We start from the raw sequence: 22,587 nt of genomic DNA on the forward strand, positions 1-22,587 counted from the left end.
GCCGTCGATCTGGTCGTAGGCTTTGAAGTCACCGAAGTATTTGGTGATAGCCGCGGTCAGAGTGGTCTTGCCGTGGTCAACGTGGCCAACGGTGCCGATGTTGACGTGCGGTTTATTACGTTCAAACTTTTCCTTAGCCATGATGGCCTCCTTTTGCTTCGAGGGAGGCCCGCACGGTTTGCGAGCCCCCCGATTTTCTGACGCTTACGCGTATTTCGCCTGGATCTCTTCCGAGATGTTCTGCGGCACCGGATCGTAGTGATCGAACTGCATGGTGAACTGGGCGCGGCCCGAGCTCATCGAACGCAGGGTGTTGATGTAGCCGAACATGTTGGCCAGCGGCACGAAGGCGTCGATGGCGATGGCGTTGCCGCGGTTCTCCTGGCCGGACACCTGGCCGCGGCGGGAGGTCAGGTCGCCGATGATGCCGCCGGTGTATTCTTCCGGGGTGATCACCTCAACCTTCATCACCGGCTCGAGCAGTTTCGCGCCAGCTTTGCGCATGCCTTCGCGCATGCCCATGCGGGCGGCGATTTCAAAGGCCAGAACCGAGGAGTCCACGTCGTGGAACTTACCGTCGATCAGGGCAACCTTGAAGTCGATCACCGGGAAGCCTGCCAGCGGACCGGAGTCCATGACCGACTGGATGCCTTTTTCGACACCCGGGATGTATTCCTTCGGAACCGCACCGCCGACGATACGGGATTCGAAGGAGTAGCCTTCGCCCGGCTCTGTCGGGGAGATGATCAGCTTCACCTCGGCGAACTGGCCCGAACCACCCGACTGTTTCTTGTGGGTGTAGGAATGCTCGACCTCTTTGGAGATGGTCTCGCGGTAGGCCACCTGCGGCGCACCGATGTTCGCCTCAACCTTGAACTCGCGCTTGAGGCGGTCCACCAGGATGTCCAGGTGAAGTTCGCCCATGCCCTTCATGATGGTCTGACCGGACTCGAGGTCGGTCTCGACGCGGAAGGACGGGTCTTCGGCGGCCAGACGGGCCAGACCCTGGGACATCTTCTCCTGGTCGGCCTTGGTTTTCGGCTCGACCGCGATCTCGATCACCGGATCGGGGAACGTCATGGTTTCCAGAACAACCGGGTCGTTGACGGCGCAGAGGGTGTCACCGGTGGTGGTGTCCTTCAGGCCTGCCAGCGCGATGATGTCGCCCGCGAACGCTTCCGTGATTTCCTCACGGTTGTTCGAGTGCATCATCATCATCCGGCCAACGCGCTCTTTCTTGCCCTTGGTCGAGTTCAGCAGGGTGTCGCCCTTGTTCATCACGCCGGAGTAGATCCGGGTGAAGGTCAGGGAGCCGACGAACGGGTCGTTCATGATCTTGAACGCCAGGCCGGCGAAGGCCATGTCGTCGTCCGCGCGGCGGGCGATGTTACGCTCTTCGTTCTCGTCGCCCGGCTTGAAGCCCATGTAGTCGACAACGTCCAGCGGGCTGGGCAGGTAGTCGATCACGGCGTTCAGCAGCGGCTGCACACCTTTGTTCTTGAACGCGGAACCGCCCAGAACCGGCACGAAGTGCAGTGCCAGGGTGCCCTTGCGCAGCAGTTTGCGCAGGGTCGGCACGTCGGGCTCTTCGCCTTCCAGGTAGGCTTCCATGGCGTCGTCGTCTTCTTCGACGGCGGCCTCGATCATCTTGCCGCGCCACTCTTCGGCCATGTCCTTGAGCTCGTCGCGGATCTCGGCGTGAACCCAGGAGGCACCCAGGTCTTCACCCTGCCACAGCCACTCTTTCATTGTGACCAGGTCGATCAGGCCTTCCAGCTCGTTCTCTGCGCCGATCGGAATGCCAACCGGAACCGCGCGGGCGCCGGTGCGGTCTTCGATCATGCGGACGCAGTTGAAGAAGTCGGCGCCGATCTTGTCCATCTTGTTGACGAACACCATGCGCGGAACCTTGTAGCGGTCAGCCTGACGCCACACGGTTTCGGTCTGGGGCTCAACGCCGGCGTTTGCGTCGAGAACGCAGACGGCACCGTCGAGAACCGCCAGCGAACGCTCAACCTCGATGGTGAAGTCAACGTGGCCGGGGGTGTCGATGATGTTCAGGCGGTGCTTCGGGGTGTCCGCGGTCTTGCCGTCCTCGGTGCGCTCCCAGAAGGTGGTGGTCGCAGCCGAAGTGATGGTGATGCCGCGTTCCTGCTCCTGCTCCATCCAGTCCATGGTGGCTGCACCGTCGTGCACCTCACCGATGTTGTGGGATTTGCCGGTGTAATACAGGATGCGCTCGGAGCAGGTGGTTTTACCCGCATCGATGTGCGCCATGATACCGAAGTTACGGTACAGGTCGAGGGGATATTCGCGTGCCATAGGTCTATGTCCTCTAGCTTACCAGCGATAGTGGCTGAAGGCTTTGTTCGCCTCGGCCATCTTGTGGGTGTCTTCGCGCTTCTTGACCGCGGTGCCACGGGACTGGACGGCGTCCAGCAGCTCGCCTGCGAGGCGCTCTTCCATGGTGTTTTCGTTGCGGTTGCGTGCGGCAGCGATCAGCCAGCGGATGGCCAGCGCTTCGCGGCGCTCGGGGCGGACTTCAACCGGAACCTGGTAGGTCGCGCCGCCAACACGGCGGGAGCGGACCTCGACGGACGGTTTGATGTTGTCCAGAGCTTCGTGGAAGACTTCAACCGGAGCGCGCTTGATCTTGGTCTCAACGCGGTCGAATGCGTTGTAGACGATGCGCTCTGCGACCGACTTCTTGCCGTCGATCATCAGGTTGTTCATGAATTTGGTCAGAACGCGGTCGCCGAACTTGGCGTCGGGCAGGACTTCGCGCTTCTCTGCGGCGTGACGACGGGACATCTCGCTCTCTCCTTCTTACTTAGGACGCTTCGCGCCGTACTTCGAGCGGCGCTGCTTACGGTCTTTGACGCCCTGGGTATCCAGAACACCGCGCAGGATGTGGTAACGGACACCCGGAAGGTCTTTCACCCGGCCGCCGCGGATCAGAACCACGGAGTGTTCCTGAAGGTTGTGGCTTTCACCGGGGATGTAGGAGATCACTTCGAAACCGTTGGTCAGGCGGACCTTCGCAACTTTCCGCATAGCGGAGTTCGGCTTCTTCGGAGTGGTGGTGTACACGCGGGTGCAGACGCCGCGCTTCTGCGGGCACTGCTCGAGGTGCTGGGACTTCGAAACTTTGCGTTTCGGCTGACGCGGCTTGCGGATCAGCTGCTGGATCGTTGGCATTCAGGTATTCCCCGTTTAGCAACTTGTCATGCACGCCGGCGCGTGCGGGTGATTTCGCTGCACTTATGCGTCCACAAGCGCAAAAACCGCAATCGCTCCCATTCCGAGGTGAGACGACGCGGTGAGTTTACAGAGGGCCGGGGTGATAAAAGTGCCCAGGCCTTGAGCCACTGCAATTTTGAATTCGGCTTTCGAAGAATACACTCCGGGTGCCGGATAGGCGCGCGTATATGGGGAGTCGCGGGGGTTGTCAACAGCAGCCGGGCCGCCCTGCCCGCAACCGGGCCGGATTACCGCGCCCCGGCAGTTGCCAGGCGGTGCCCGGCCCGCCATAGTCGCTGCTGCAGGCATTGGCAACAAACGGATTTCACTATGCAGGTCATCGGGCTGTGCCGGTTTTCCTACCCGGCGCTTGGCGGGTTCCAGATCGATCACGAAACGGTCGAGGAGCGGATCGCCTACCTCTATGCCGAAGAACGGATGGAAGAGCGGTTCCGGCTGTTTGAAACCGTCGCCCTGCCCTCCCTGCGGCAGCAGACCGACCCCGATTTCGACCTGATCATCGTGATCGGCGACAGCCTGCCCCGGCAGCACCGGGACCGGCTGCACGATCTGACCGCCGGCATGCCGCAGGTTGCGATCCACGCCGAGCCGCCGCGCCGCCACCGGTCGGTGATGCAGGACCTGCTGAATGCCGCCCGCATCGACCGGAACAAGCCCTGCCTGCAGTTCCGGGCCGATGACGACGACGCGGTGGCATCCGATTTTGTCGAGCGGCTGCGGGAAACCGCGCGCGACTGCTCCCGGCTGTTTGCGAACACTCCCACCGCGGCGATCGACTTCAACCGGGGCTATATCGCGCAATTCGGCCCGGCCGGCATTTCAGCCGCGCCCGCGATCAGCCCCTATGCCACCCCGGCGCTGGGAATGTATGCCGCTGGCGGCACCCGCCGCTCGATCATGAACTTCGCCCATCACCGCATCCACCACCACATGCCCACGGTCACGATTACCGATGTGCCGATGTGGGTGCGCAGCCACAACGGTTTCAACGATTCCCGGCAGCGGCGCGCCAAGGAGGTGGAGGTCGAACTGCTGACCGCCAAGGAGGAGCGGGAATTCGCGACCCTGTTCGGCATCAAGGCGGCCAAGGTCCGCGAGGCGTTCAAAGCGGCGCAGAGCGGGATCTGCGGCTGACCTGGCGCTCGCGGTAGAAGGTGAAGATGCCGGCGCCAGCAACGATGGCGGCGCCTGCCAGGGTGACCGCATCCGGCCATTCGCCGAACACCAGCCAGCCCAGCAGCAGCGCCCACAGCAACCCGCTGTAGCGCAAGGGCGCGATCACCGCGATCTCGCCCACCCGCATGGTCATGACAGAGCACAGGTAGCCGCCGAAGATGAACAGCGCCGCGCCGGTCAGGATCAGAAGATCGCTGCCGCTCATCGGCTGCCACTCCACCACCGCAGAGGTGGCGATCCCGAACGCCAGCACCGACAATGAGGACGCCAGCGTCACCGTCATCGAGGGCACCTCGGGCGGCATCCGGCGGGTCACCAGGTCGCGGGCGGTGATGCAAGCCACCGAGGCCAGCGCGTAAAGCGCGCCGTCGCTGAACCCTTCCGGCCCCGGCCGCACGATCAAGAGCATACCGCAGAAGCCCGCGGCAATCGCCGCCATCCGGCGCCAGCCCACCGGCTCCTGCAGGAACAGCGCCGCGCTCAGCGTCACCGATAGCGGCAGCACCTGCAAAACCGCGGTGACATTGGCGATCGGCATCACCATCAGCGCGGTCAGGAACAGGTAGGTGGCCGACACTTCCCCGGCGCAGCGCAGGGCGATCATCCCCCAGGCGCGGCCCGGCAGCCGCAGCCGCAGGCCGCCCAGCCGCAGCGCCAGAAGATAAATCAGGAAACTGGCGGCAATGCCGCGGATGGTCAGGATCTGCGGCAGCGGCAGCGCGCCGCCGATCAGCTTTACCAGCGCATCGTTGAAGGTATAGGCCGCCATCGCCCCGATCATCAGCAGCGCGCCTGTCTGGTTTGGTGTCATCGCCGCCCTGCCAAGAACATATCCATGCCTGCATCCTCCCTGCCTAGCAACTGATAGACCCGGACACAGGAACGGAAAAGCCCCCGCATGTCACCATGCGGGGGCTTCATTGTTTCTGTCTCAGACCGCGGGTCTTAGTCGCGGCTTTCCGGGGTCTCGACCAGGTTGTCCAGGTCGCTGCCGCCCATCATGTCCTCGTCCATCACCGGCGCAGCCAGGGCTGCGGCGGCTTCGGCTTCCTCGCGGCGGGCTTCCAGCACCACGTTGTCGCGGGACTGGGCGATCTGGCGCACCCGCTGGGTCGCGCCGCCGGTGCCGGCCGGAATCAGGCGGCCCACGATGACGTTCTCCTTGAGGCCGACCAGCTTGTCCTTCTTGCCCTGCACCGATGCCTCGGTGAGAACCCGGGTGGTCTCCTGGAAGGAGGCCGCCGAGATGAAGGAGCGGGTCTGCAGCGACGCCTTGGTGATGCCGAGCAGGATCGGTTCGCCCTGAGCCGGACGCTTGCCGCGGGCAATCGCCTTCTCGTTGGCAGCGTCGAACTCCTGCTTGTCCACATGCTCGCCTTTCAGCAGCGTGGTGTCGCCGGAGTCGGAGATCTCCCACTTCTGCAGCATCTGGCGGACGATCACCTCGATGTGCTTGTCGTTGATCTTCACACCCTGCAGGCGGTAGACGTCCTGGACCTCGTCGATCATGTAGTTCGCCAGTGCCTCGACACCCATGATGGACAGGATGTCATGCGGCGCCGGGTTGCCGTCCATGATGTAGTCGCCCTTCTGGACAAAATCACCTTCCTGAACCGGAATATGCTTGCCCTTGGGCACCATGTATTCGACCGGCTCCATCGAGTCGTCCGACGGCTCGATCGAGATGCGGCGCTTGTTCTTGTAGTCGCGGCCGAAGCGCACGTAACCATCGATTTCGGCGATGATCGCGTGATCTTTCGGACGGCGCGCTTCGAACAGTTCCGCAACCCGCGGCAGACCACCGGTGATGTCCTTGGTCTTGGCGCCTTCGCGCGGGATACGCGCAACAACGTCGCCTGCCATGACCTGCTGGCCGTCTTCGACCGACAGAATGGCGTCCACCGACATCGGGTAGGTTACCGGGTTGCCCTGATCGTTGCGCACCGGCTCGCCGTTGCTGTCGACCAGGATGATTTCCGGCTTCAGGTCGGAACCCTTCGGAGCCGCACGCCAGTCGATCACGATCTTCTGGGTCATGCCGGTGGCTTCGTCGGTCTCGTCGCGGACCGCCAGGCCCGAGATCAGGTCCACGTATTTCGCGGTGCCCGGCTTCTCGGCGATGATCGGCAGGGTATAGGGGTCCCACTCGAACAGCTTGTCGCCGCGCGCCACGGTCTGGCCTTCCTTGACGAACAGCTTGGAGCCGTAGCCCAGCTTGTGGCTGGCGCGCTCTTCGCCGTGCTCGTCCTGGATGATCAGCTTCATGTTGCGGCCGACAACCAGAACCTCGCCGTTGGCGTTTTCCAGGGTCTGCGGCATCTCGAAGACGATTTTGCCTTCCTGGCTGGCTTCCAGGAACGACTGCTGGCCGCCCTGGGCAACGCCGCCGATGTGGAAGGTCCGCATGGTCAGCTGGGTGCCGGGTTCACCGATCGACTGCGCCGCGATGATGCCGACGGCCTCGCCGGTGTTCACCTTGGTGCCGCGGGCCAGGTCACGGCCGTAGCACATGGCGCAGACGCCCTCTTCGCTCTCACAGGTCAGCGGCGAGCGGATGCGGGTCGACTGCACGCCGGCCTCTTCCACGGCATCTGCCATGCGCTCGTCGATCAGCTGGCCTGCGGCCACGATGATCTCTTCGGTGCCCGGGCGCTTGATGTCATCCGCAGCCACACGGCCCAGGATGCGCTCGCCCAGAGACGCCACGACCTCGCCGTCGTTCACGGCTGCCTCTGCGGTGATCGCGCGCTCGGTGCCGCAATCGTTCTCGCGCACGATGCAGTCCTGCGCCACGTCCACCAGACGGCGGGTCAGGTAACCCGAGTTCGCCGTCTTCAGCGCGGTATCCGACAGACCCTTACGGGCACCGTGGGTTGAGTTGAAGTACTCGAGAACGGTCAGGCCTTCTTTAAAGTTCGAGATGATCGGGGTCTCGATGATGTCGCCGTTCGGCTTGGCCATCAGGCCGCGCATGCCGCCCAGCTGCTTCATCTGGGTGACAGAGCCACGCGCACCGGAGTGGGCCATCATGTAAACCGAGTTCGGTTCCATCACGGCGCCGCTCTCATCCCGCTTGTCAGCGGAGATGGTGCTCATCATCGCCTCGGTGACCTTGTCGTTACACTTCGACCAGGCATCGACAACCTTGTTGTACTTTTCGCCCTGGGTGATCAGGCCGTCCATGTACTGCTGTTCGAAGTCTTTCACCTGCTCGCGGGTGTCGTCGACGATGGTCCACTTGGTGTCCGGGATCACCATGTCGTCCTTGCCGAAGGAAATGCCGGCCTTGAACGCCTCGCGGAAGCCCATGGTCATGATCTGGTCGCAGAAGATCACCGACTCTTTCTGGCCGCAGTAGCGGTAGACGGTGTCGATGACCTGCTGCACTTCCTTCTTCCGCAGCAGGCGGTTGACCAGCTCGAAGGGCGCCTTGGCGTTCTTCGGCAGCAGCGCGCCCAGACGGACACGGCCCGGGGTGGTCTCAAAGCGCTTGAGAACCTCGTTGCCTTCCTCGTCGATCTGGGTGATCCGCGCGGTGATCTTGGAGTGCAGGTGCACTTCGCCAGCGTCCAGCGCGTGCTGAACCTCGTCGATGGTGCCAAAGATCTTGCCTTCGCCGGGCATGCCTTCGCGCTCCAGGGTCACATAGTAGAGACCCAGGATCATATCCTGCGACGGAACGATGATCGGCGCGCCGTTGGCGGGCGACAGAACGTTGTTGGTCGACATCATCAGGACGCGCGCTTCCAGCTGGGCCTCAAGGCTCAGCGGGACGTGCACAGCCATCTGGTCGCCGTCGAAGTCCGCGTTGAACGCCGAGCAGACCAGCGGGTGCAGCTGGATTGCCTTGCCTTCGATCAGCGTGGGTTCGAATGCCTGGATGCCGAGGCGGTGCAGCGTCGGCGCGCGGTTCAGCATCACCGGGTGCTCGCGGATCACCTCGTCCAGGATATCCCACACTTCGGGACGCTCTTTCTCGACCAGCTTCTTCGCCTGCTTCACGGTCGAGGACAGGCCCTTGGCCTCCAGACGCGAGTAGATGAAGGGCTTGAACAGCTCCAGCGCCATCTTCTTGGGCAGGCCGCACTGGTGCAGCTTCAGCTCGGGACCGGTCACAATCACCGAACGGCCGGAGAAGTCGACGCGCTTACCCAGAAGGTTCTGGCGGAAGCGGCCCTGCTTGCCTTTCAGCATGTCGGACAGCGACTTCAGCGGGCGCTTGTTGGCGCCGGTGATGACGCGGCCGCGGCGGCCGTTGTCGAACAGCGCGTCCACGGATTCCTGCAGCATCCGCTTTTCGTTGCGGACGATGATGTCCGGCGCGCGCAGCTCGATCAGCCGCTTCAGGCGGTTGTTCCGGTTGATCACGCGGCGGTACAGGTCGTTCAGATCAGAGGTCGCGAAGCGGCCGCCGTCCAGCGGAACCAGCGGGCGCAGTTCCGGCGGGATGACCGGGATCACGGTCATGATCATCCATTCCGGACGGTTGCCCGACTCCAGGAAGGATTCCACGACTTTCAGACGCTTGATGATCTTCTTGGGCTTCAGTTCGCCGGTCGCTTCGGCCAGTTCGGCGCGCAGCGTTTCGGCTTCCGATTCCAGGTCGATCTGGGCCAGCATGTCACGGATCGCTTCAGCGCCGATGTTGGCGGTGAAGGCGTCCATGCCATAGGCATCCTGGGCGTCCATGTACTCTTCTTCGGTCATCATCTGACCATAGGTCAGGTCGGTCAGGCCCGGCTCGATGACAACGTAGTTTTCAAAGTACAGAACCCGCTCCAGGTCGCGCAGGGTCATGTCCAGCATCAGGCCGATGCGGCTCGGCAGCGACTTCAGGAACCAGATGTGCGCAACCGGCGCGGCCAGTTCGATGTGGCCCATGCGCTCGCGGCGCACTTTCTGCAGAGTGACTTCGACGCCGCATTTTTCACAGACGACGCCGCGGTACTTCATCCGCTTGTATTTGCCGCACAGGCATTCGTAGTCCTTGATCGGGCCAAAGATGCGGGCGCAGAACAGGCCGTCGCGCTCCGGCTTGAAGGTCCGGTAGTTGATGGTCTCGGGCTTTTTGATTTCGCCATAGGACCAAGACAGGATCCGTTCCGGGCTGGCCAGCGAGACTTTGATTTCATCAAAGACCTTCGGCGGGGTCAGCGGGTTGAACGGGTTGTTGGTGATTTCCTGGTTCATTTTGATACCTCAAATCTTGCGGAAGGGGGGAACGGGAGAAGGGCGCGGGGCCCTTACTCCTCAACCTCCGCATCCAGGAGTTCCATGTTCAGGCCGAGGCCGCGGACTTCTTTGACCAGAACGTTGAACGATTCCGGAACGCCCGCCTCGAAGTTGTCCTCGCCCTTGACGATCGACTCATAGACCTTGGTCCGGCCGGCGACGTCATCCGACTTGACGGTGAGCATCTCCTGCAGGGTGTAGGCGGCGCCGTAGGCTTCCAGAGCCCAGACTTCCATCTCGCCGAAGCGCTGACCGCCGAACTGCGCCTTACCGCCCAGCGGCTGCTGGGTGACCAGCGAGTACGGGCCGGTGGAACGCGCGTGGATCTTGTCGTCCACCAGGTGGTGCAGCTTCAGCAGGTACTTGATGCCAACGGTCACGGGACGCGCAAACTGCTCGCCGGTGCGGCCGTCGAACAGGATCGACTGGCCGGACTGGTCAAAGCCCGCACGCACCAGGGCGTTGTTGACGTCGTCTTCCTTGGCGCCGTCGAAGACCGGGGTCGCAATCGGCACACCGCGGGTCACGTTGCCTGCGGCTTCGATCAGCATGTCCTCGTCCATGTTGGCGATGCCTTCGTCATAGACATCGTCGCCATAGGCGTGGTGCATCGCTTCACGGACCGGGGTCAGGTCGCCCGAGCGGCGGTATTCCTGCAGCGCTTCGTCCACCTTGATGCCGAGGCCGCGCGCGGCCCAGCCCATGTGGGTCTCCAGGATCTGACCGACGTTCATACGCGACGGCACGCCCAGCGGGTTGAGGCAGAAGTCGACCGGGGTGCCGTCGGCGAGGAACGGCATGTCCTCCATCGGCACCACTTTCGAGATCACACCCTTGTTGCCGTGACGGCCGGCCATCTTGTCGCCCGGCTGCAGCTTGCGCTTCACCGCGATGAAGACCTTGACCATCTTCATCACGCCCGGCGGCAGGTCGTCGCCGCGGCGGACCTTCTCGACCTTGTCCTCGAAACGGGCGTCCAGGGCGCGCTTCTGCGCCTCGTACTGCTCGTTCAGGGCCTCGACGACCTGGGCGTCCTGCTCCTCCTCGAGGGCAAGCATCCACCACTGGCCGCGGCTCAGCGAGTCCAGCAGTTCCTCGTCGATCGGGGCACCGGAACGCACGCCTTTCGGGCCTTTGACGGCCACTTTGCCCAGCAGCATGCCGCGCAGGCGGGCATAGATGTTGCGGTCCAGGATCGCCAGCTCGTCGTCCCGGTCACGGGCCAGACGCTCGACTTCCTCACGCTCGATCTGCAGCGCACGCTCGTCTTTCTCCACGCCGTGGCGGTTGAAGACGCGCACCTCGACCACGGTGCCGTAGTCGCCCGGCTTCACGCGCAGCGAGGTGTCGCGCACGTCGGAAGCCTTCTCGCCGAAGATGGCGCGCAGCAGCTTCTCTTCCGGGGTCATCGGGCTTTCGCCCTTCGGAGTGATCTTGCCGACCAGAATGTCGCCCGGCTCCACATCGGCGCCGATGTAGACGATGCCCGCCTCGTCGAGGTTGCGCAGGGCTTCCTCGCCGACGTTGGGGATGTCGCGGGTGATTTCTTCCGGCCCCAGCTTGGTGTCGCGGGCGGCGACTTCGAATTCCTCGATGTGGACCGAGGTGAAGACGTCGTCACGCGCGATGCGCTCGGAGATCAGGATCGAGTCTTCGTAGTTGTAGCCGTTCCACGGCATGAACGCGACGACCACGTTCTTGCCCAGAGCCAGTTCGCCCATATCGGTCGACGGGCCGTCGGCGATGACTTCGCCTTTCTGAACGGTGTCGCCCACCTTCACCAGCGGACGCTGGTTGATACAGGTGTTCTGGTTCGAACGCTGGAACTTGCGCATCCGGTAGATGTCCACGCCGGCATCGCCCAGTTCCAGGTCCTCAGTGGCCCGGATCACGATACGCTGCGCGTCCACCTGGTCGATGATGCCGGCCCGCTTGGCCTGGATCGCCGCACCGGAGTCGATCGCAACCTTTTCCTCGATGCCGGTGCCGACCAGCGGCGCCTCTGCACGCAGCAGCGGAACCGCCTGACGCTGCATGTTCGAGCCCATCAGAGCGCGGTTGGCGTCGTCGTTTTCCAGGAACGGGATCAGCGAGGCAGCCACGGAGACCAGCTGCTTCGGCGACACGTCGATCAGGTCCACGCTTTCGCGCGGCGCCAGGGTGTAGTCGCCGGACTGGCGGGTGGAGACCAGGTCGTTGATGAACTTGCCGCTCTCGTCCAGGGTCGCGTTCGCCTGCGCCACGGTGTGGCGCATCTCTTCGGTCGCCGACATGTAGTGCACTTCGTCGGTCACCTGGCCTTCGTTGACCACGCGGTAAGGCGTTTCGATGAAGCCGTACTTATTGACGCGCGCAAAGGTCGCCAGCGAGTTGATCAGACCGATGTTCGGACCTTCCGGGGTCTCAATCGGGCACATCCGGCCATAGTGGGTCGGGTGCACGTCGCGGACCTCGAAGCCCGCGCGCTCGCGGGTCAGGCCGCCCGGGCCAAGCGCCGACAGGCGGCGTTTGTGGGTGACTTCCGACAGCGGGTTGGTCTGGTCCATGAACTGCGACAGCTGCGAGGAGCCGAAGAATTCGCGCACTGCGGCAGCCGCCGGTTTCGCGTTGATCAGGTCCTGCGGCATCACGGTGTCGATCTCGACGGAGGACATCCGCTCCTTGATCGCACGCTCCATGCGCAGCAGGCCGACGCGGTACTGGTTTTCCATCAGCTCGCCGACGGACCGCACGCGGCGGTTGCCCAGGTGGTCGATGTCGTCGACATCGCCGCGGCCGTCGCGCAGGTCGACCAGCGCCTTGATGCAGGCGACGATGTCTTCCTTGCGCAGAGTGCGCTGGGTGTCCTCGGCGTCCAGCGCCAGGCGCATGTTCATCTTCACGCGGCCAACCGCGGACAGGTCGTAACGCTCGGAATCGAAGAACAGGGTGTCGAACAGGGCCGATGCCGCTTCGACGGTGGGCGGCTCGCCCGGGCGCATCACGCGGTAGATGTCCATCAGCGCGCTGTTGCGGTCCATGTTCTTGTCTTGCGCCATGGTGTTGCGCATGTAGGGGCCGACGTTGACGTTGTCGATGTCCAGCACCGGAATGTCGGTGATGCCTGCGTCCAGCAGCTCCTTCAGGGAACCGCCGATCAGCTCGCCGTCCTTGTCGTATTCCAGGGTCAGCTCATCACCGGCCTCGACATAGATCGCGCCGTTGTCTTCGTTGATGATGTCCTTGGAGACATATTTACCGACGATGTGATCGAAGGGAACCAGCAGCTCGGTGATGGTGCCTTCCTCGATCATCTTCTTGACGGCGCGCGGGGTGACCTTCTTGCCGGCTTCGCAGATGATCTCGCCGGTGGCAGCGTCCACCAGGTCATAGGTCGGGCGGGTGCCGCGCACGCGTTCCGGGAAGAACGGGGTGACCCAGCCGCGGGATTTCTCCAGCTTGAAGGAGACGGTGTTGTAATAGGCATCCATGATGCCTTCCTGGTCCAGGCCCAGGGCATACAGCAGGGTGGTCACCGGCAGCTTGCGGCGGCGGTCGATACGGGCAAAGACGATGTCCTTGGCGTCGAACTCGAAGTCCAGCCAGGAGCCGCGGTACGGGATGATGCGGCAGGCAAACAGCAGCTTGCCCGAGGAGTGGGTCTTGCCTTTGTCGTGGTCGAAGAACACGCCCGGCGAGCGGTGCATCTGGGACACGATCACACGCTCGGTGCCGTTCACGATAAAGGTGCCGTTCGGGGTCATCAGGGGCATGTCGCCCATGAAGACGTCCTGTTCCTTGATGTCCTTCACGGACTTGGCGCCGGTGTCCTCATCGACATCGAACACGATCAGGCGCAGGGTGACCTTCAGCGGCGCGCTGTAGGTCATGTCGCGCTGCATGCACTCTTCGACGTCGTACTTCGGCTTTTCAAACGAGTATTTCACGAACTCCAGCACGGAGGTTTCGTTGAAATCCTTGATCGGGAAAACCGACTGGAACACACCTTTGATGCCTTCGCCGTCCAGCGGCTCGCTTGCATCGCCGGAGCGCAGGAAAAGGTCATAAGAAGATTTCTGCACCTCGATGAGGTTCGGCATCTCCAGCACTTCGCGGATTTTGCCGTAATATTTGCGTAGACGTTTCTGGCCAAGGAACGATTGAGCCATGTCAGATGTCACCTTTCGAGTTCTCACCGGTCAAGGATGCCGCCGGGCCCCGGCTCCTTGCCCATACGAGACAGCGTGTTCGGATCAATTCATGGCCACCGTCCCGAAGGCAGCCTCCCGATCCCTTGAACCTCGCCTGAAAAAACGCCTCTCTCATGAGGCCCTTTCTAAGACAGGTTCGGCTGGGCCCGGAAAATTCCGGACCCAGCCAAATTTCCGATGCATCAGGAATGCACCAGAGGCAGGACTTAGGCCAGCTCGACTTCGGCGCCAGCTGCTTCCAGCTTGGCTTTGATGTCTTCTGCTTCGGCTTTGTCGATGCCTTCTTTGATTTTGCCGCCAGCTTCGACCAGCTCTTTGGCTTCTTTCAGGCCCAGGCCGGTGATGCCGCGAACTTCTTTGATCACGTTGATCTTGGAAGCGCCGGCGTTCTTCAGAACGACGTCGAATTCGGTCTTTTCTTCTTCAGCTGCACCGCCGGCGTCGCCGCCAGCTGCCATGACAACTGCGCCGCCAGCTGCGGGCTCGATGCCGTATTCGTCTTTCAGGATGGTTTTCAGTTCTTGTGCTTCCAGCAGGGTCAGACCCACGATGCTTTCTGCGAGTGCTTTCAGATCAGCCATTTTATCAGCTCTTTCCGTTTACAGTATGTGTGTTCCAACGTGCGGGCTTTTGCCCCACGCCGGCCGTTCAGTGCCAACCGCTTACGCAGCTTCCGCCTTCTCTTCGATGGTCGAAAGGATGCTTGCGATGTTGCTTGCAGGTGCGCCAATTGCGCCGGCGATGTTGGAAGCAGGTGCGCCAATGCAGCTTGCGATCTGAGCGATAAGCTCGTCGCGGGACGGCATTTTGGACACAGCTTCGACGCCTGCGCGGTCCAGAGCGTTCTCACCCATTGCGCCGCCGAGGATCTCAAACTTTTTGTTATCCTTGGCGAAATCCTCGGCCACCTTGGCGGCGGACACGGGATCTTCGGAATAGGTCAGAACGGTCATCCCTGTCAGCAGGTCGGCCATGCTTGCACACGGCTTTCCCTCGAGGGCGATTTTGGCGAGCCTGTTCTTGGCAACACGCACGGAGCTGTTCGCGCCACGGGCACGGGCGCGCAGATCCTGCATCTCTGCAACTGTCAGACCGGCGTAGTGAGCTACCACCACGACGCCAGAGCTTTCGAAGATCTGGCCGAGTTCCTCGACCACTTTCTCTTTCTGGGCTCTATCCACAGTTCTCTCCAAGTTTGGGATGCTTACGCACCCCGGCTCATATTTGCCGGCCCCGCAAAGGAACCGGCGTTCAGGTCCGTTTTACGGGATGAGCCAAATCCGCCCGAGGGAATGAAAACCCCCGATCTTCTTGGTCTGTACCCGTCTCAGGAGGGAAATTAAGGCCTGATCGGAGGCCACCCACCATCTTGGACGAAATGAAATAAAGCGCACGACGAATCGCACGCTTTATCTCAAGGCCGTAGTTAGCCCCATTGGCGGGGATTTCCAAGAGCGAAATTGGAAAATACGCCCGCCCGCGGGGGGCCGCCGGAAAAGGAAAAGGGCGGCGCCTTGCGGTGCCGCCCTCCTGACGTCAGCTGTGCGCCCGATTACTCGGTGACAGCGTTGTCCACGTCAACCGTGATGCCCGGACCCATGGTCGAGGACAGGTTGATTTTCTTCATGTAGGCACCCTTGGCGCCGGTCGGCTTGGCTTTGGCCACGGCCGACACGAAGGCGCGGATGTTCTCGACCAGCTTGGCTTCGTCGAAGGACGCTTTGCCGACGCCGGCGTGCACAACACCGCCTTTTTCCGCTTTGAACTGGACTTCGCCGCCCTTGGCTGCTTCCACGGCCGCTTTCACGTCCATGGTCACGGTGCCGACTTTCGGGTTCGGCATCAGGTTGCGCGGGCCCAGGATTTTGCCCAGACGGCCGACGACCGGCATCATGTCCGGGGTCGCGATGCAGCGGTCAAAGTCGATTTTGCCGCCCTGGATCGCTTCCATCAGGTCTTCTGCGCCAACGATGTCGGCGCCGGCCGCGGTGGCTTCGTCCGCTTTCGGGCCGCGGGCGAAGACTGCAACGCGCATGTCTTTGCCGGTGCCGTTCGGCAGGCCGACCACGCCGCGGACCATCTGGTCTGCGTGGCGGGTGTCAACGCCCAGGTTCATGGCGATCTCGATGGTCTCGTCGAACTTCGAGGTTGCGTTGGCTTTCACCAGGGCAACTGCTTCTTCCACGGACAGGTTTTCTTTGCCTGCGAAAGCTTCGCGCGCGGCGCGGGTGCGTTTACCGAGCTTTGCCATCTTACTTCACCTCGATGCCCATGGAGCGGGCGGAGCCCAGGATGATCTGCATTGCCGCGTCGATGTCGTTGGCGTTCAGATCTTTCATCTTGGCTTCGGCGATCTCTTTCACCTGGGCCACGGTCACGGTGCCGACGGTTTCACGCGACGGGTTGTTCGCGCCGGATTTCACCTTGGCCGCCTTCTTCAGGTAGTAAGACGCGGGCGGCGTCTTGATGTCCATGGTGAAGGACTTGTCCTGATAGTAGGTGATCACGGTCGGGCACGGCGCGCCGGGCTCCATGTCTGCGGTCTTGGCGTTGAACGCCTTGCAGAATTCCATGATGTTGATGCCGCGCTGACCCAGGGCCGGGCCGACGGGCGGAGAGGGGTTTGCCTGACCTGCAGGAACCTGCAGCTTCATCGAACCAACAAGCTTCTTAGCCATTTGGTTTTCCTTTCAACGAGGACGGAACGCGTTCCGCCCGGAGTGTGTTGCGTGGTCGGATTTCAGGATCGCGATCCGTCCATCTCCCACGAGAGAATCTCGCCCGAAGACGATAGAGGCGGCATGTACAGGGGAACGCGGGGGTTGGCAAGTGGCCCATCGCAATGTTCGACATGCCCCCCCCCTCAGCTTCTCTGGCACAGCCTTGAACAGCAGAGATCTGAAGCAAGAAACATGCTATAGTCCCAGCTACACGATCGCAAGGTAAGGGGAGAGTTCAATGCAACCTCTTTGGACAGCCTTCTCAGCGACGGCGCTTAGTGTTTTGCCAGCCCTCGGATCCCAAGCCGGCGAAGTCGCGGACGCGGCGCGCTCGGGGGATGTTGCCGCCCTGAGCGGTCTTCTTGAAAGTGGCGCACCAGCGGACGAGCCGGGGGTCGCCAATCCGCTTCACTTCGCGCTCATGTCAGGCCATCAGGACGCGGCACGCATTCTGCTGGAAAATGGCGCCGATCCCAACGCCGATACCGCACTAGGCACCCCGCTGATGGTGGCAGCAGGACGTGACCGGACAGAACTCATTCAGCTACTGCTCGACCATGGCGCTGATCTTGAGACTACTGGTGGCCGCGAACAGCGCACCCCCCTCCATACAGCAGCCGCTTCGGGAGCGGAGGGCGCAGTGCGAATGCTACTGGCATCTGGAGCCAACCCGACGGCGCGCTCAAAATTCGGCGACCCGCCGCTGCATCTGGCCCTCCAGAAAAACCACACTGCAGTCGCCGGGCTTCTCCGTGAAGCAACAATCTGGGAGCCACCCCAACCGCCGACCGAAGCCGATCTACTAGCGGCGGGCGAAGAAAAGGGCCGCGCGGCTGTTAAAACGTGCGAGATATGCCACCCGCTTAAAGCCGGGGAAGCTGCCACTGGTCCGACATTGTGGAATATTGTTGGCAGGCCTGTTGGCGGCTCTGGGAACTACCGCTACTCCAAAGCCCTGCGCGAAGATGGCGGGGTTTGGGATGTTGCAAAACTAGACGCATTTCTGGCAGACCCGAAGATGGCTTTGCCTGGCAATATGATGGCAACCGGCAATGACCGTGTAGATATCCCCGATCAGGAAACCCGCTGGTCGCTCATTGCCTACCTCACAAAACTCAGGTGACGCGGGTTCGCGGAAAGAGCGCAAAGTCCTACCGCAAGCCACCAATGGTGCCTCAGAACAAAAAACGCCGCGTTGACCCCAACGCGGCGCCTCAAATTCCACTGCTGGGGACAAATCACCCCTGCTTGGTCACCTGGGTAAAGTCCAGCTCCACCGGGGTCTCGCGGCCGAAGATCGACACGGTGACCTTGAGCTTCTGGTTGTCCTCGTCGACCTCTTCGACCATGCCGTCGAAATCCTCGAACGGGCCGTCGTTCACTTTCACCTTCTCGCCCACCTCGTAGTGGATCAGGGTGCGCGGTGCCTCGACGCCTTCCTCGACGCGGCCCAGGATGCCCTGCACCTCGGCGTCGCGCATCGGCATCGGGCGGCCCTGCGGGCCGAGGAAGCCGGTGACCCGGTTGATCGAGGAAATCAGGTGGTAGCCGCGGTCGGACATTTCCATATGCACCAGCACATAGCCGGGCATGAAGCGGCGCTCGGTCGAGACCTTCTTGCCGCGGCGGATCTCGATCACCTCTTCGGTGGGGACCAGAACCTCGTCGATCTCGTCCTCAAGGCCCTGCTCGGCGACAGAGGTGCGGATCTGCTCTGCGATTTTCTTTTCGAAGTTCGAAAGAACGCTGACCGAATACCACCGTTTCGCCATGAACCGTCGTCCTTGTTTTGCCGGGCGGGCCGCTGCCGCGCCGCTGCTTGATCATCCCGATGCAGCCAAACGCTGCGCTCTCCAACAAAAAGCGGCGTGCAAACCGAATCGCTGCACGCCCGCCTCAATAGTTCCTGCTCACGTACCGCCCCAGGCGGCCAAGATCAAGTGCAGTGCCGCAACCTGAACGCCGGAGCCGTCAAACTGCTGCGGGCTTAGCCGAACATCCCCAGAAGCCCTTGCAGGCCATAGCGGATCAGCAGATCGACCAGCGCAAAGAACAGCGCCGTCAGCGCCGCCATGATGAACACCATGACGGTGGTCAGCAGCACCTCGCGCCGGGTCGGCCAAACGACCTTGGACACTTCGGCACGGACCTGCTGAATGAACTGTACTGGGTTGATAGTCGCCATACTGGGGGTGTCTCTCTGCTAGCAGTCAGGGCGATGTAACCGGTGGCGCCCGCGAATTCAAGCCCTGCGCCGCCCGCACGGCCCCTGCCCCGCCCGTTGCGCGGGCAGCGTACGCAGGGTCAATCCAATTTTAATCCACTTCCGGCAAAATTGGCTCCAGCGGTTCCCTGCGGCCTTTCCTGCCGCCCGGGGGACCGCGGTGCGTGAATAATTGAGATAGGATGCCATGACGCCCGCATATTCCTTGTCCCAGGCCGAACAGTTCGAACGCGATGCCCAGCTTGAAGATGCCGCCATGGCCTATGCCGGCATCCTGTCCCGCAACCCCAGGAACAGGCGCGCCCAGACCGCGCTGGAGGGGTTGCGCAAGCAACTGAACGCCCAGTGCGACCCGTCCCCGGTTCATCAGGCCAGCCTGGAGGCCGCGCTGGCAGAGGGCCGCCATTTCGAGGCCGCGGACAGCTGCGGCGCGCTGCTCAAGACCTTCCGGGAATCGCATTTCCTGTGGGATTTCCTGGGCCGCTGCCACCTGGCAGCCGGGCATCTGGACAATGCCGCCACCTGCTTGAACAAGGCGATCGGCCTCAATGCCCGCGCCGCGGGCACCTATGCCTCGATGGGCCGGGTGCAGGCCGCGCGCGGCGACCTGGACAATGCCATGGCGCTGTTCGACAAGGCGCTGGCGCTCAGCACCGGCTGCCTGGACGCGCTGCACGGCAAGGCGGAGGTGCTGATCCGGCAGGGCCGCAGCAACAAGGCGGCCATCACGCTGCGCAAGGCGGTTGACCTGGCACCGCAGAACGCCGCCCTGCACCTGGCACTGGCGGGCCTGCTGAAGCAGCTCGGCGATTTGGCGGAGGCCAAGGCGCATTACGCCCGCGCCGTCCGCCTGAATCCGGCCCTGACCGAGGCGCATTACCAGCTCGGCCTGCTGCTGAAGGGTGAAGGCGCCTTTGCCGATGCCCTGCCCTGTTTCGACAAGGTGCTGCAGGTGAACCCCGCCGACGACCGCGCCCGCACTCAGCGGCTGCACATGCTGGCAGAGCTGAACGACTGGCGCTGGCAGCCGGAATATGCGGACCACCGCCGCCAGCTGGGCCTGCGCGGCAGCGGCTGCGATCCCAGCGCGCTGATGCTGATGGAGGACAACCCCGACCTCTTGCGGGCCCGCGCCCAGTCCTATGCCAGCGCGCTGTTTGCAACCCCCGAACTGCACACCGCCCCGCCCGCCGGGCAGCGCCCGGCCCGGCTGCGGATCGGCTACTTCTTTGCCGCCCGCAGCGCAGAAGACGTGCTGGAGCAGCACGGCCCCATGCTTGCCGCCCACGATCAGGAGCGGTTCGAGATCCGCGTGTATGCGGTCGGCGCGAACCTTCCGGACAGCGCCGCGCAGGCGTTTGCCGGGCTGCCCTGCGGCGTCACGGTTCTGGACGGCAGCGCAACGGATCAGATGGCCGCCGCGGTGAAGGCAGACCAGCTTGATGCTGCGGTGGACCTCTCCGGCTATTCCGGCGGCGATGCGCTGCCCCTGTTCGCCGCCCGGCTGGCGCCGCTGCACATTGCCTGGCCAGGCTACCCCGGCACCATGGGCAGCGCCGCCTACGACTACCTGATCTGCGATGCCGCCGCCTGCCCGCCGGGCAGCGAGCGGTACCACAACGAGCACCTGCTGCGCCTCGCCGATGGCTGCCAGGCCCTTGCCGCCGCCGCGCCGTCCGCCACCCCGGACCGCGCCGACTGCGGCCTGCCGGAAGACGGTTTCGTGTTCTGCAGTTTCGCGGCCGGCAGCCTTATCACGCCGCAAGAGTTCGGTATCTGGATGCGGCTGCTGCACGGCGCCCCGGACAGCGTCCTTTGGCTGCTCGACAACGGCGGCCATGCGGTCTCCAACCTGCGCCGCGCCGCGGCGGCCCGCGGGGTTGATCCGGACCGCCTGGTGTTTGCCCCCGCCGCGCCGCAGCAGGACCACCTGGCCCGGCTGCCGCTGGCGGATCTGTTCCTCGACACCTTCACGGTCAACGCCGCCGCCGCCGCCCGCGGCGCGCTGTCGGCCGGCCTGCCGGTGCTGACCCTGCCCGGACTGCAGCTGGCCGCCCGCACCACGGCCAGCCTGCTGCAGTCCGCCGGCCTGCTGGAGCTGATTGCCGCCAGCGCAGAGGACTATGAGGCCAAGGCCGCAGCGCTTGCGGCCGACAGCAAAGCCGCCAGCAGCCTGCGCGGCAAGCTCCGCAGCCAGCAGCAGACCGCCGCGCTGTTCAGCCCGGAGCGGCTGGCCCGGCAGGTGGAAAGTGCCTTTGACGCCGCCTGCGAGCGCCGCCTGCAGGGGCTTCCCCCGAGTCATCTCGGCGAGGCTTGACCGGTCGCAAAAATACAAGCGCCTGCCCGCAAGGGCAGCGCTGAACCGGCGATGTTCGAGAAATGGCAGGGGCAGCAGGGTTCGAACCCGCGACCTACGGTTTTGGAGACCGTCGCTCTACCAACTGAGCTATACCCCTGTGGTGCGGCATGTCCTACGGCAGCCGCGCAGCGGAGGCAAGAGGGAAATGCGCATTTTCTTGCGCTGCCCGGACGCTTTGCGGGCCGCGGGCTTTGCCCCGCCCCGCCCATGCAGTAAGAGGGGGCAAGGACCGGGGCCAGCGCCCGGGCAAACCTGCAGGAATGAGCCGGACACCGTGAGCCTCAGAAAGAAAATCGCCGACAGCCGCCGGGTCAACCGCGCCATCGAGGGGCTGTTTGCCGCCTATGTGCGATTCGCCTTCCGCACCTCGCGCTGGGACCGCAGCGGTTTCGAGGAGATGGACGCCTGCGTGCGCCGCGGCGAGCCGGTGATCTTCGTCTTGTGGCACCAGCGGCTGATCATGGCGCCCTATCTGTTCGACACCTCGCTGGGCCGCATCTGCGCGCTGACGTCTGCCGCCCGCGCCGGGCGGCTGGCGGGCCAGATCCTGGTCCGGCTTGGGTTTGAAACCATCCCGATGTCGAGCCACAAGCGCCACGTTGCCTTGTCGCGCGAAGTGCTGCGCCGCACCAAGGAAGGCTGCTCCATCGGCATCGCCGCCGACGGCCCGCGCGGGCCTGCGCGGGTGTCCTCGACGGTGCCGGTGGTCTGGGCCCGGATGACCGGCTGCCGGGTGTTCACCGTGGCCTTCGCCGAACGGAAGGTGATCAAGCTGCCGACCTGGGACAAGCAGATGCTGCCAATGCCGTTCTCCCGCGGTGTGCTGATGTGCCGGGAATGGACCGATGAGGTGCCGAAGAAGCCCAGCGATGAACAGGTTGAGGCGCTGCGGCTGAGCCTGGAAGCCTCGCTGGACGGGATCACCGACGCCGCGGATGCCGCCGCCGGGCGCGGCAGCGACAATCCGAAGACGCAGCCAGCCTGACCTGTTGATCAGCAGTGCCGCGGCCAGGCGGCGGGCAGATTGCCCCGCTTGCCTAGCAAATTCGAGACCCTCAGCATCAAAAGCGGCCCACGGTTTCCTAAGGCGTCCTCGCTTAACTCCTCAACCTTTGGGCTAGACCTTTAGCGGGGAGTACCTTCCCGCCCGGACGCCCCGCGTTCGGGCCGCGCCCGGCCTCCCGGAGGAGGCCCTTTCTACCAAGTATCAGGAGACCTGATTACTCGATGATTTTGGACACAGTCTTAGTGCGCTCGTCTCAGGATCATCGCGTTCAAACAAAAAGGGCGCCGCAGGGGCGCCCTTTCCGTTCGAACATTCGCTGACGCGAATTACTCGATGATCTTCGACACGACGCCGGCGCCGACGGTGCGGCCGCCTTCGCGGATGGCGAAGCGCAGGCCGTCTTCCATCGCGATCGGCGC

The 22,587-nt window shown here is 63.4% G+C and carries 18 protein-coding genes and 1 tRNA gene; 4 read left to right on the top strand and 15 right to left on the bottom strand.

What is annotated here, in order from left to right; genetic code table 11:
* From LHL23_RS22625 to rpsL, 4 genes are all read right to left on the bottom strand, one after another.
* On the bottom strand, positions 1-141 hold a 141-nt coding region (locus LHL23_RS22625; protein WP_264181279.1), incomplete at its 3' end, for a GTP-binding protein.
* Positions 142-204: 63 nt separating this feature from the next.
* Complete coding sequence (fusA, locus tag LHL23_RS22630) at positions 205-2,322, bottom strand: elongation factor G (protein ID WP_065266704.1); 2,118 nt, start codon at positions 2,320-2,322, stop codon at positions 205-207.
* 18 nt (positions 2,323-2,340) lie between these two features.
* Complete coding sequence (rpsG, locus tag LHL23_RS22635; RefSeq protein WP_027236237.1) at positions 2,341-2,811, bottom strand: 30S ribosomal protein S7; 471 nt, start codon at positions 2,809-2,811, stop codon at positions 2,341-2,343.
* Between the two features lie 15 nt (positions 2,812-2,826).
* Positions 2,827-3,198: a 30S ribosomal protein S12 gene (gene rpsL, locus LHL23_RS22640; RefSeq protein ID WP_008204009.1), complete on the bottom strand. Its 372-nt coding sequence runs from the start codon at positions 3,196-3,198 to the stop codon at positions 2,827-2,829.
* A 372-nt stretch (positions 3,199-3,570) separates the two neighbouring features.
* On the opposite strand from rpsL, the gene LHL23_RS22645 reads away from it, so the two are divergent.
* Positions 3,571-4,395: a putative rhamnosyl transferase gene (locus tag LHL23_RS22645; RefSeq protein ID WP_222482594.1), complete on the top strand. Its 825-nt coding sequence runs from the start codon at positions 3,571-3,573 to the stop codon at positions 4,393-4,395.
* Here LHL23_RS22645 and LHL23_RS22650 read toward each other — a convergent pair.
* From LHL23_RS22650 to rplK, 7 genes are all read right to left on the bottom strand, one after another.
* Positions 4,364-5,248: a DMT family transporter gene (locus LHL23_RS22650; protein WP_222482593.1), complete on the bottom strand. Its 885-nt coding sequence runs from the start codon at positions 5,246-5,248 to the stop codon at positions 4,364-4,366. The two genes, LHL23_RS22645 and LHL23_RS22650, sit on opposite strands and share 32 nt — an antisense overlap.
* Before the next feature lie 134 nt (positions 5,249-5,382).
* The gene (rpoC, locus tag LHL23_RS22655) at positions 5,383-9,627 is read right to left on the bottom strand and encodes a DNA-directed RNA polymerase subunit beta' (RefSeq protein WP_222482592.1); all 4,245 of its coding nucleotides are present in this window, start codon (positions 9,625-9,627) and stop codon (positions 5,383-5,385) included.
* Between the two features lie 53 nt (positions 9,628-9,680).
* Entirely contained in the window at positions 9,681-13,817 is a 4,137-nt protein-coding gene (gene rpoB, locus LHL23_RS22660; protein WP_226431654.1) for a DNA-directed RNA polymerase subunit beta, read from the bottom strand.
* Between the two features lie 248 nt (positions 13,818-14,065).
* Positions 14,066-14,440 carry a 50S ribosomal protein L7/L12 gene (gene rplL / locus LHL23_RS22665; RefSeq protein ID WP_027236232.1) on the bottom strand — a complete coding sequence of 125 codons (375 nt, stop codon included), beginning with the start codon at positions 14,438-14,440 and terminating at the stop codon, positions 14,066-14,068.
* 81 nt (positions 14,441-14,521) lie between these two features.
* A complete protein-coding gene (gene rplJ, locus LHL23_RS22670) occupies positions 14,522-15,040 on the bottom strand; it encodes a 50S ribosomal protein L10 (protein ID WP_222482590.1) in 519 nt (172 codons plus the stop codon).
* Between the two features lie 371 nt (positions 15,041-15,411).
* Positions 15,412-16,110, bottom strand: a complete 699-nt coding sequence (gene rplA, locus LHL23_RS22675; RefSeq protein ID WP_222482589.1) for a 50S ribosomal protein L1 — start codon at positions 16,108-16,110, stop codon at positions 15,412-15,414.
* Between the two features lies 1 nt (position 16,111).
* Complete coding sequence (gene rplK / locus LHL23_RS22680) at positions 16,112-16,537, bottom strand: 50S ribosomal protein L11 (RefSeq protein WP_019298608.1); 426 nt, start codon at positions 16,535-16,537, stop codon at positions 16,112-16,114.
* 280 nt (positions 16,538-16,817) lie between these two features.
* Here rplK and LHL23_RS22685 point away from each other — a divergent pair, with 280 nt between their 5' ends.
* The gene (locus LHL23_RS22685; protein ID WP_226431655.1) at positions 16,818-17,702 is read left to right on the top strand and encodes an ankyrin repeat domain-containing protein; all 885 of its coding nucleotides are present in this window, start codon (positions 16,818-16,820) and stop codon (positions 17,700-17,702) included.
* A gap of 115 nt (positions 17,703-17,817) precedes the next feature.
* Here the strand turns inward: LHL23_RS22685 and nusG are convergent, their stop codons facing one another.
* Both nusG and secE read right to left on the bottom strand, forming a co-directional pair.
* The gene (gene nusG, locus LHL23_RS22690) at positions 17,818-18,351 is read right to left on the bottom strand and encodes a transcription termination/antitermination protein NusG (protein ID WP_039150217.1); all 534 of its coding nucleotides are present in this window, start codon (positions 18,349-18,351) and stop codon (positions 17,818-17,820) included.
* Positions 18,352-18,566: 215 nt separating this feature from the next.
* Positions 18,567-18,764 (bottom strand): preprotein translocase subunit SecE, encoded by a 198-nt coding sequence (gene secE, locus LHL23_RS22695; RefSeq protein WP_008554326.1) that lies wholly within the window; start codon positions 18,762-18,764, stop codon positions 18,567-18,569.
* A gap of 226 nt (positions 18,765-18,990) precedes the next feature.
* Between secE and LHL23_RS22700 the strand changes: the two genes are divergently transcribed.
* Complete coding sequence (locus LHL23_RS22700; protein ID WP_226431656.1) at positions 18,991-21,120, top strand: O-linked N-acetylglucosamine transferase, SPINDLY family protein; 2,130 nt, start codon at positions 18,991-18,993, stop codon at positions 21,118-21,120.
* A 63-nt stretch (positions 21,121-21,183) separates the two neighbouring features.
* Here the strand turns inward: LHL23_RS22700 and LHL23_RS22705 are convergent.
* Positions 21,184-21,259 (bottom strand) — tRNA-Trp (locus LHL23_RS22705).
* 177 nt (positions 21,260-21,436) lie between these two features.
* Between LHL23_RS22705 and LHL23_RS22710 the strand changes: the two genes are divergently transcribed.
* Positions 21,437-22,147: a lysophospholipid acyltransferase family protein gene (locus LHL23_RS22710; RefSeq protein WP_222482587.1), complete on the top strand. Its 711-nt coding sequence runs from the start codon at positions 21,437-21,439 to the stop codon at positions 22,145-22,147.
* A gap of 347 nt (positions 22,148-22,494) precedes the next feature.
* Here LHL23_RS22710 and LHL23_RS22715 read toward each other — a convergent pair.
* On the bottom strand, positions 22,495-22,587 hold a 93-nt coding region (locus LHL23_RS22715; RefSeq protein ID WP_207545791.1), incomplete at its 5' end, for a hypothetical protein.

The organism is Leisingera sp. McT4-56, assembly GCF_020514995.1.
In the GTDB taxonomy this organism is placed as follows: domain Bacteria; phylum Pseudomonadota; class Alphaproteobacteria; order Rhodobacterales; family Rhodobacteraceae; genus Leisingera; species Leisingera aquaemixtae_A.

Excerpts from the sequence above, each read along its gene's own strand:
- fusA (WP_065266704.1), bottom strand. The coding sequence starts at position 2,322 with ATGGCACGCGAATATCCCCTCGACCTGTACCGTAACTTCGGTATCATG.
- rpsG (WP_027236237.1), bottom strand. The coding sequence starts at position 2,811 with ATGTCCCGTCGTCACGCCGCAGAGAAGCGCGAAGTCCTGCCCGACGCC.
- rpsL (WP_008204009.1), bottom strand. The coding sequence starts at position 3,198 with ATGCCAACGATCCAGCAGCTGATCCGCAAGCCGCGTCAGCCGAAACGC.
- LHL23_RS22645 (WP_222482594.1), top strand. The coding sequence starts at position 3,571 with ATGCAGGTCATCGGGCTGTGCCGGTTTTCCTACCCGGCGCTTGGCGGG.
- LHL23_RS22650 (WP_222482593.1), bottom strand. The coding sequence starts at position 5,248 with ATGACACCAAACCAGACAGGCGCGCTGCTGATGATCGGGGCGATGGCG.
- rpoC (WP_222482592.1), bottom strand. The coding sequence starts at position 9,627 with ATGAACCAGGAAATCACCAACAACCCGTTCAACCCGCTGACCCCGCCG.
- rpoB (WP_226431654.1), bottom strand. The coding sequence starts at position 13,817 with ATGGCTCAATCGTTCCTTGGCCAGAAACGTCTACGCAAATATTACGGC.
- rplL (WP_027236232.1), bottom strand. The coding sequence starts at position 14,440 with ATGGCTGATCTGAAAGCACTCGCAGAAAGCATCGTGGGTCTGACCCTG.
- rplA (WP_222482589.1), bottom strand. The coding sequence starts at position 16,110 with ATGGCAAAGCTCGGTAAACGCACCCGCGCCGCGCGCGAAGCTTTCGCA.
- rplK (WP_019298608.1), bottom strand. The coding sequence starts at position 16,537 with ATGGCTAAGAAGCTTGTTGGTTCGATGAAGCTGCAGGTTCCTGCAGGT.
- LHL23_RS22685 (WP_226431655.1), top strand. The coding sequence starts at position 16,818 with ATGCAACCTCTTTGGACAGCCTTCTCAGCGACGGCGCTTAGTGTTTTG.
- nusG (WP_039150217.1), bottom strand. The coding sequence starts at position 18,351 with ATGGCGAAACGGTGGTATTCGGTCAGCGTTCTTTCGAACTTCGAAAAG.
- secE (WP_008554326.1), bottom strand. The coding sequence starts at position 18,764 with ATGGCGACTATCAACCCAGTACAGTTCATTCAGCAGGTCCGTGCCGAA.
- LHL23_RS22700 (WP_226431656.1), top strand. The coding sequence starts at position 18,991 with ATGACGCCCGCATATTCCTTGTCCCAGGCCGAACAGTTCGAACGCGAT.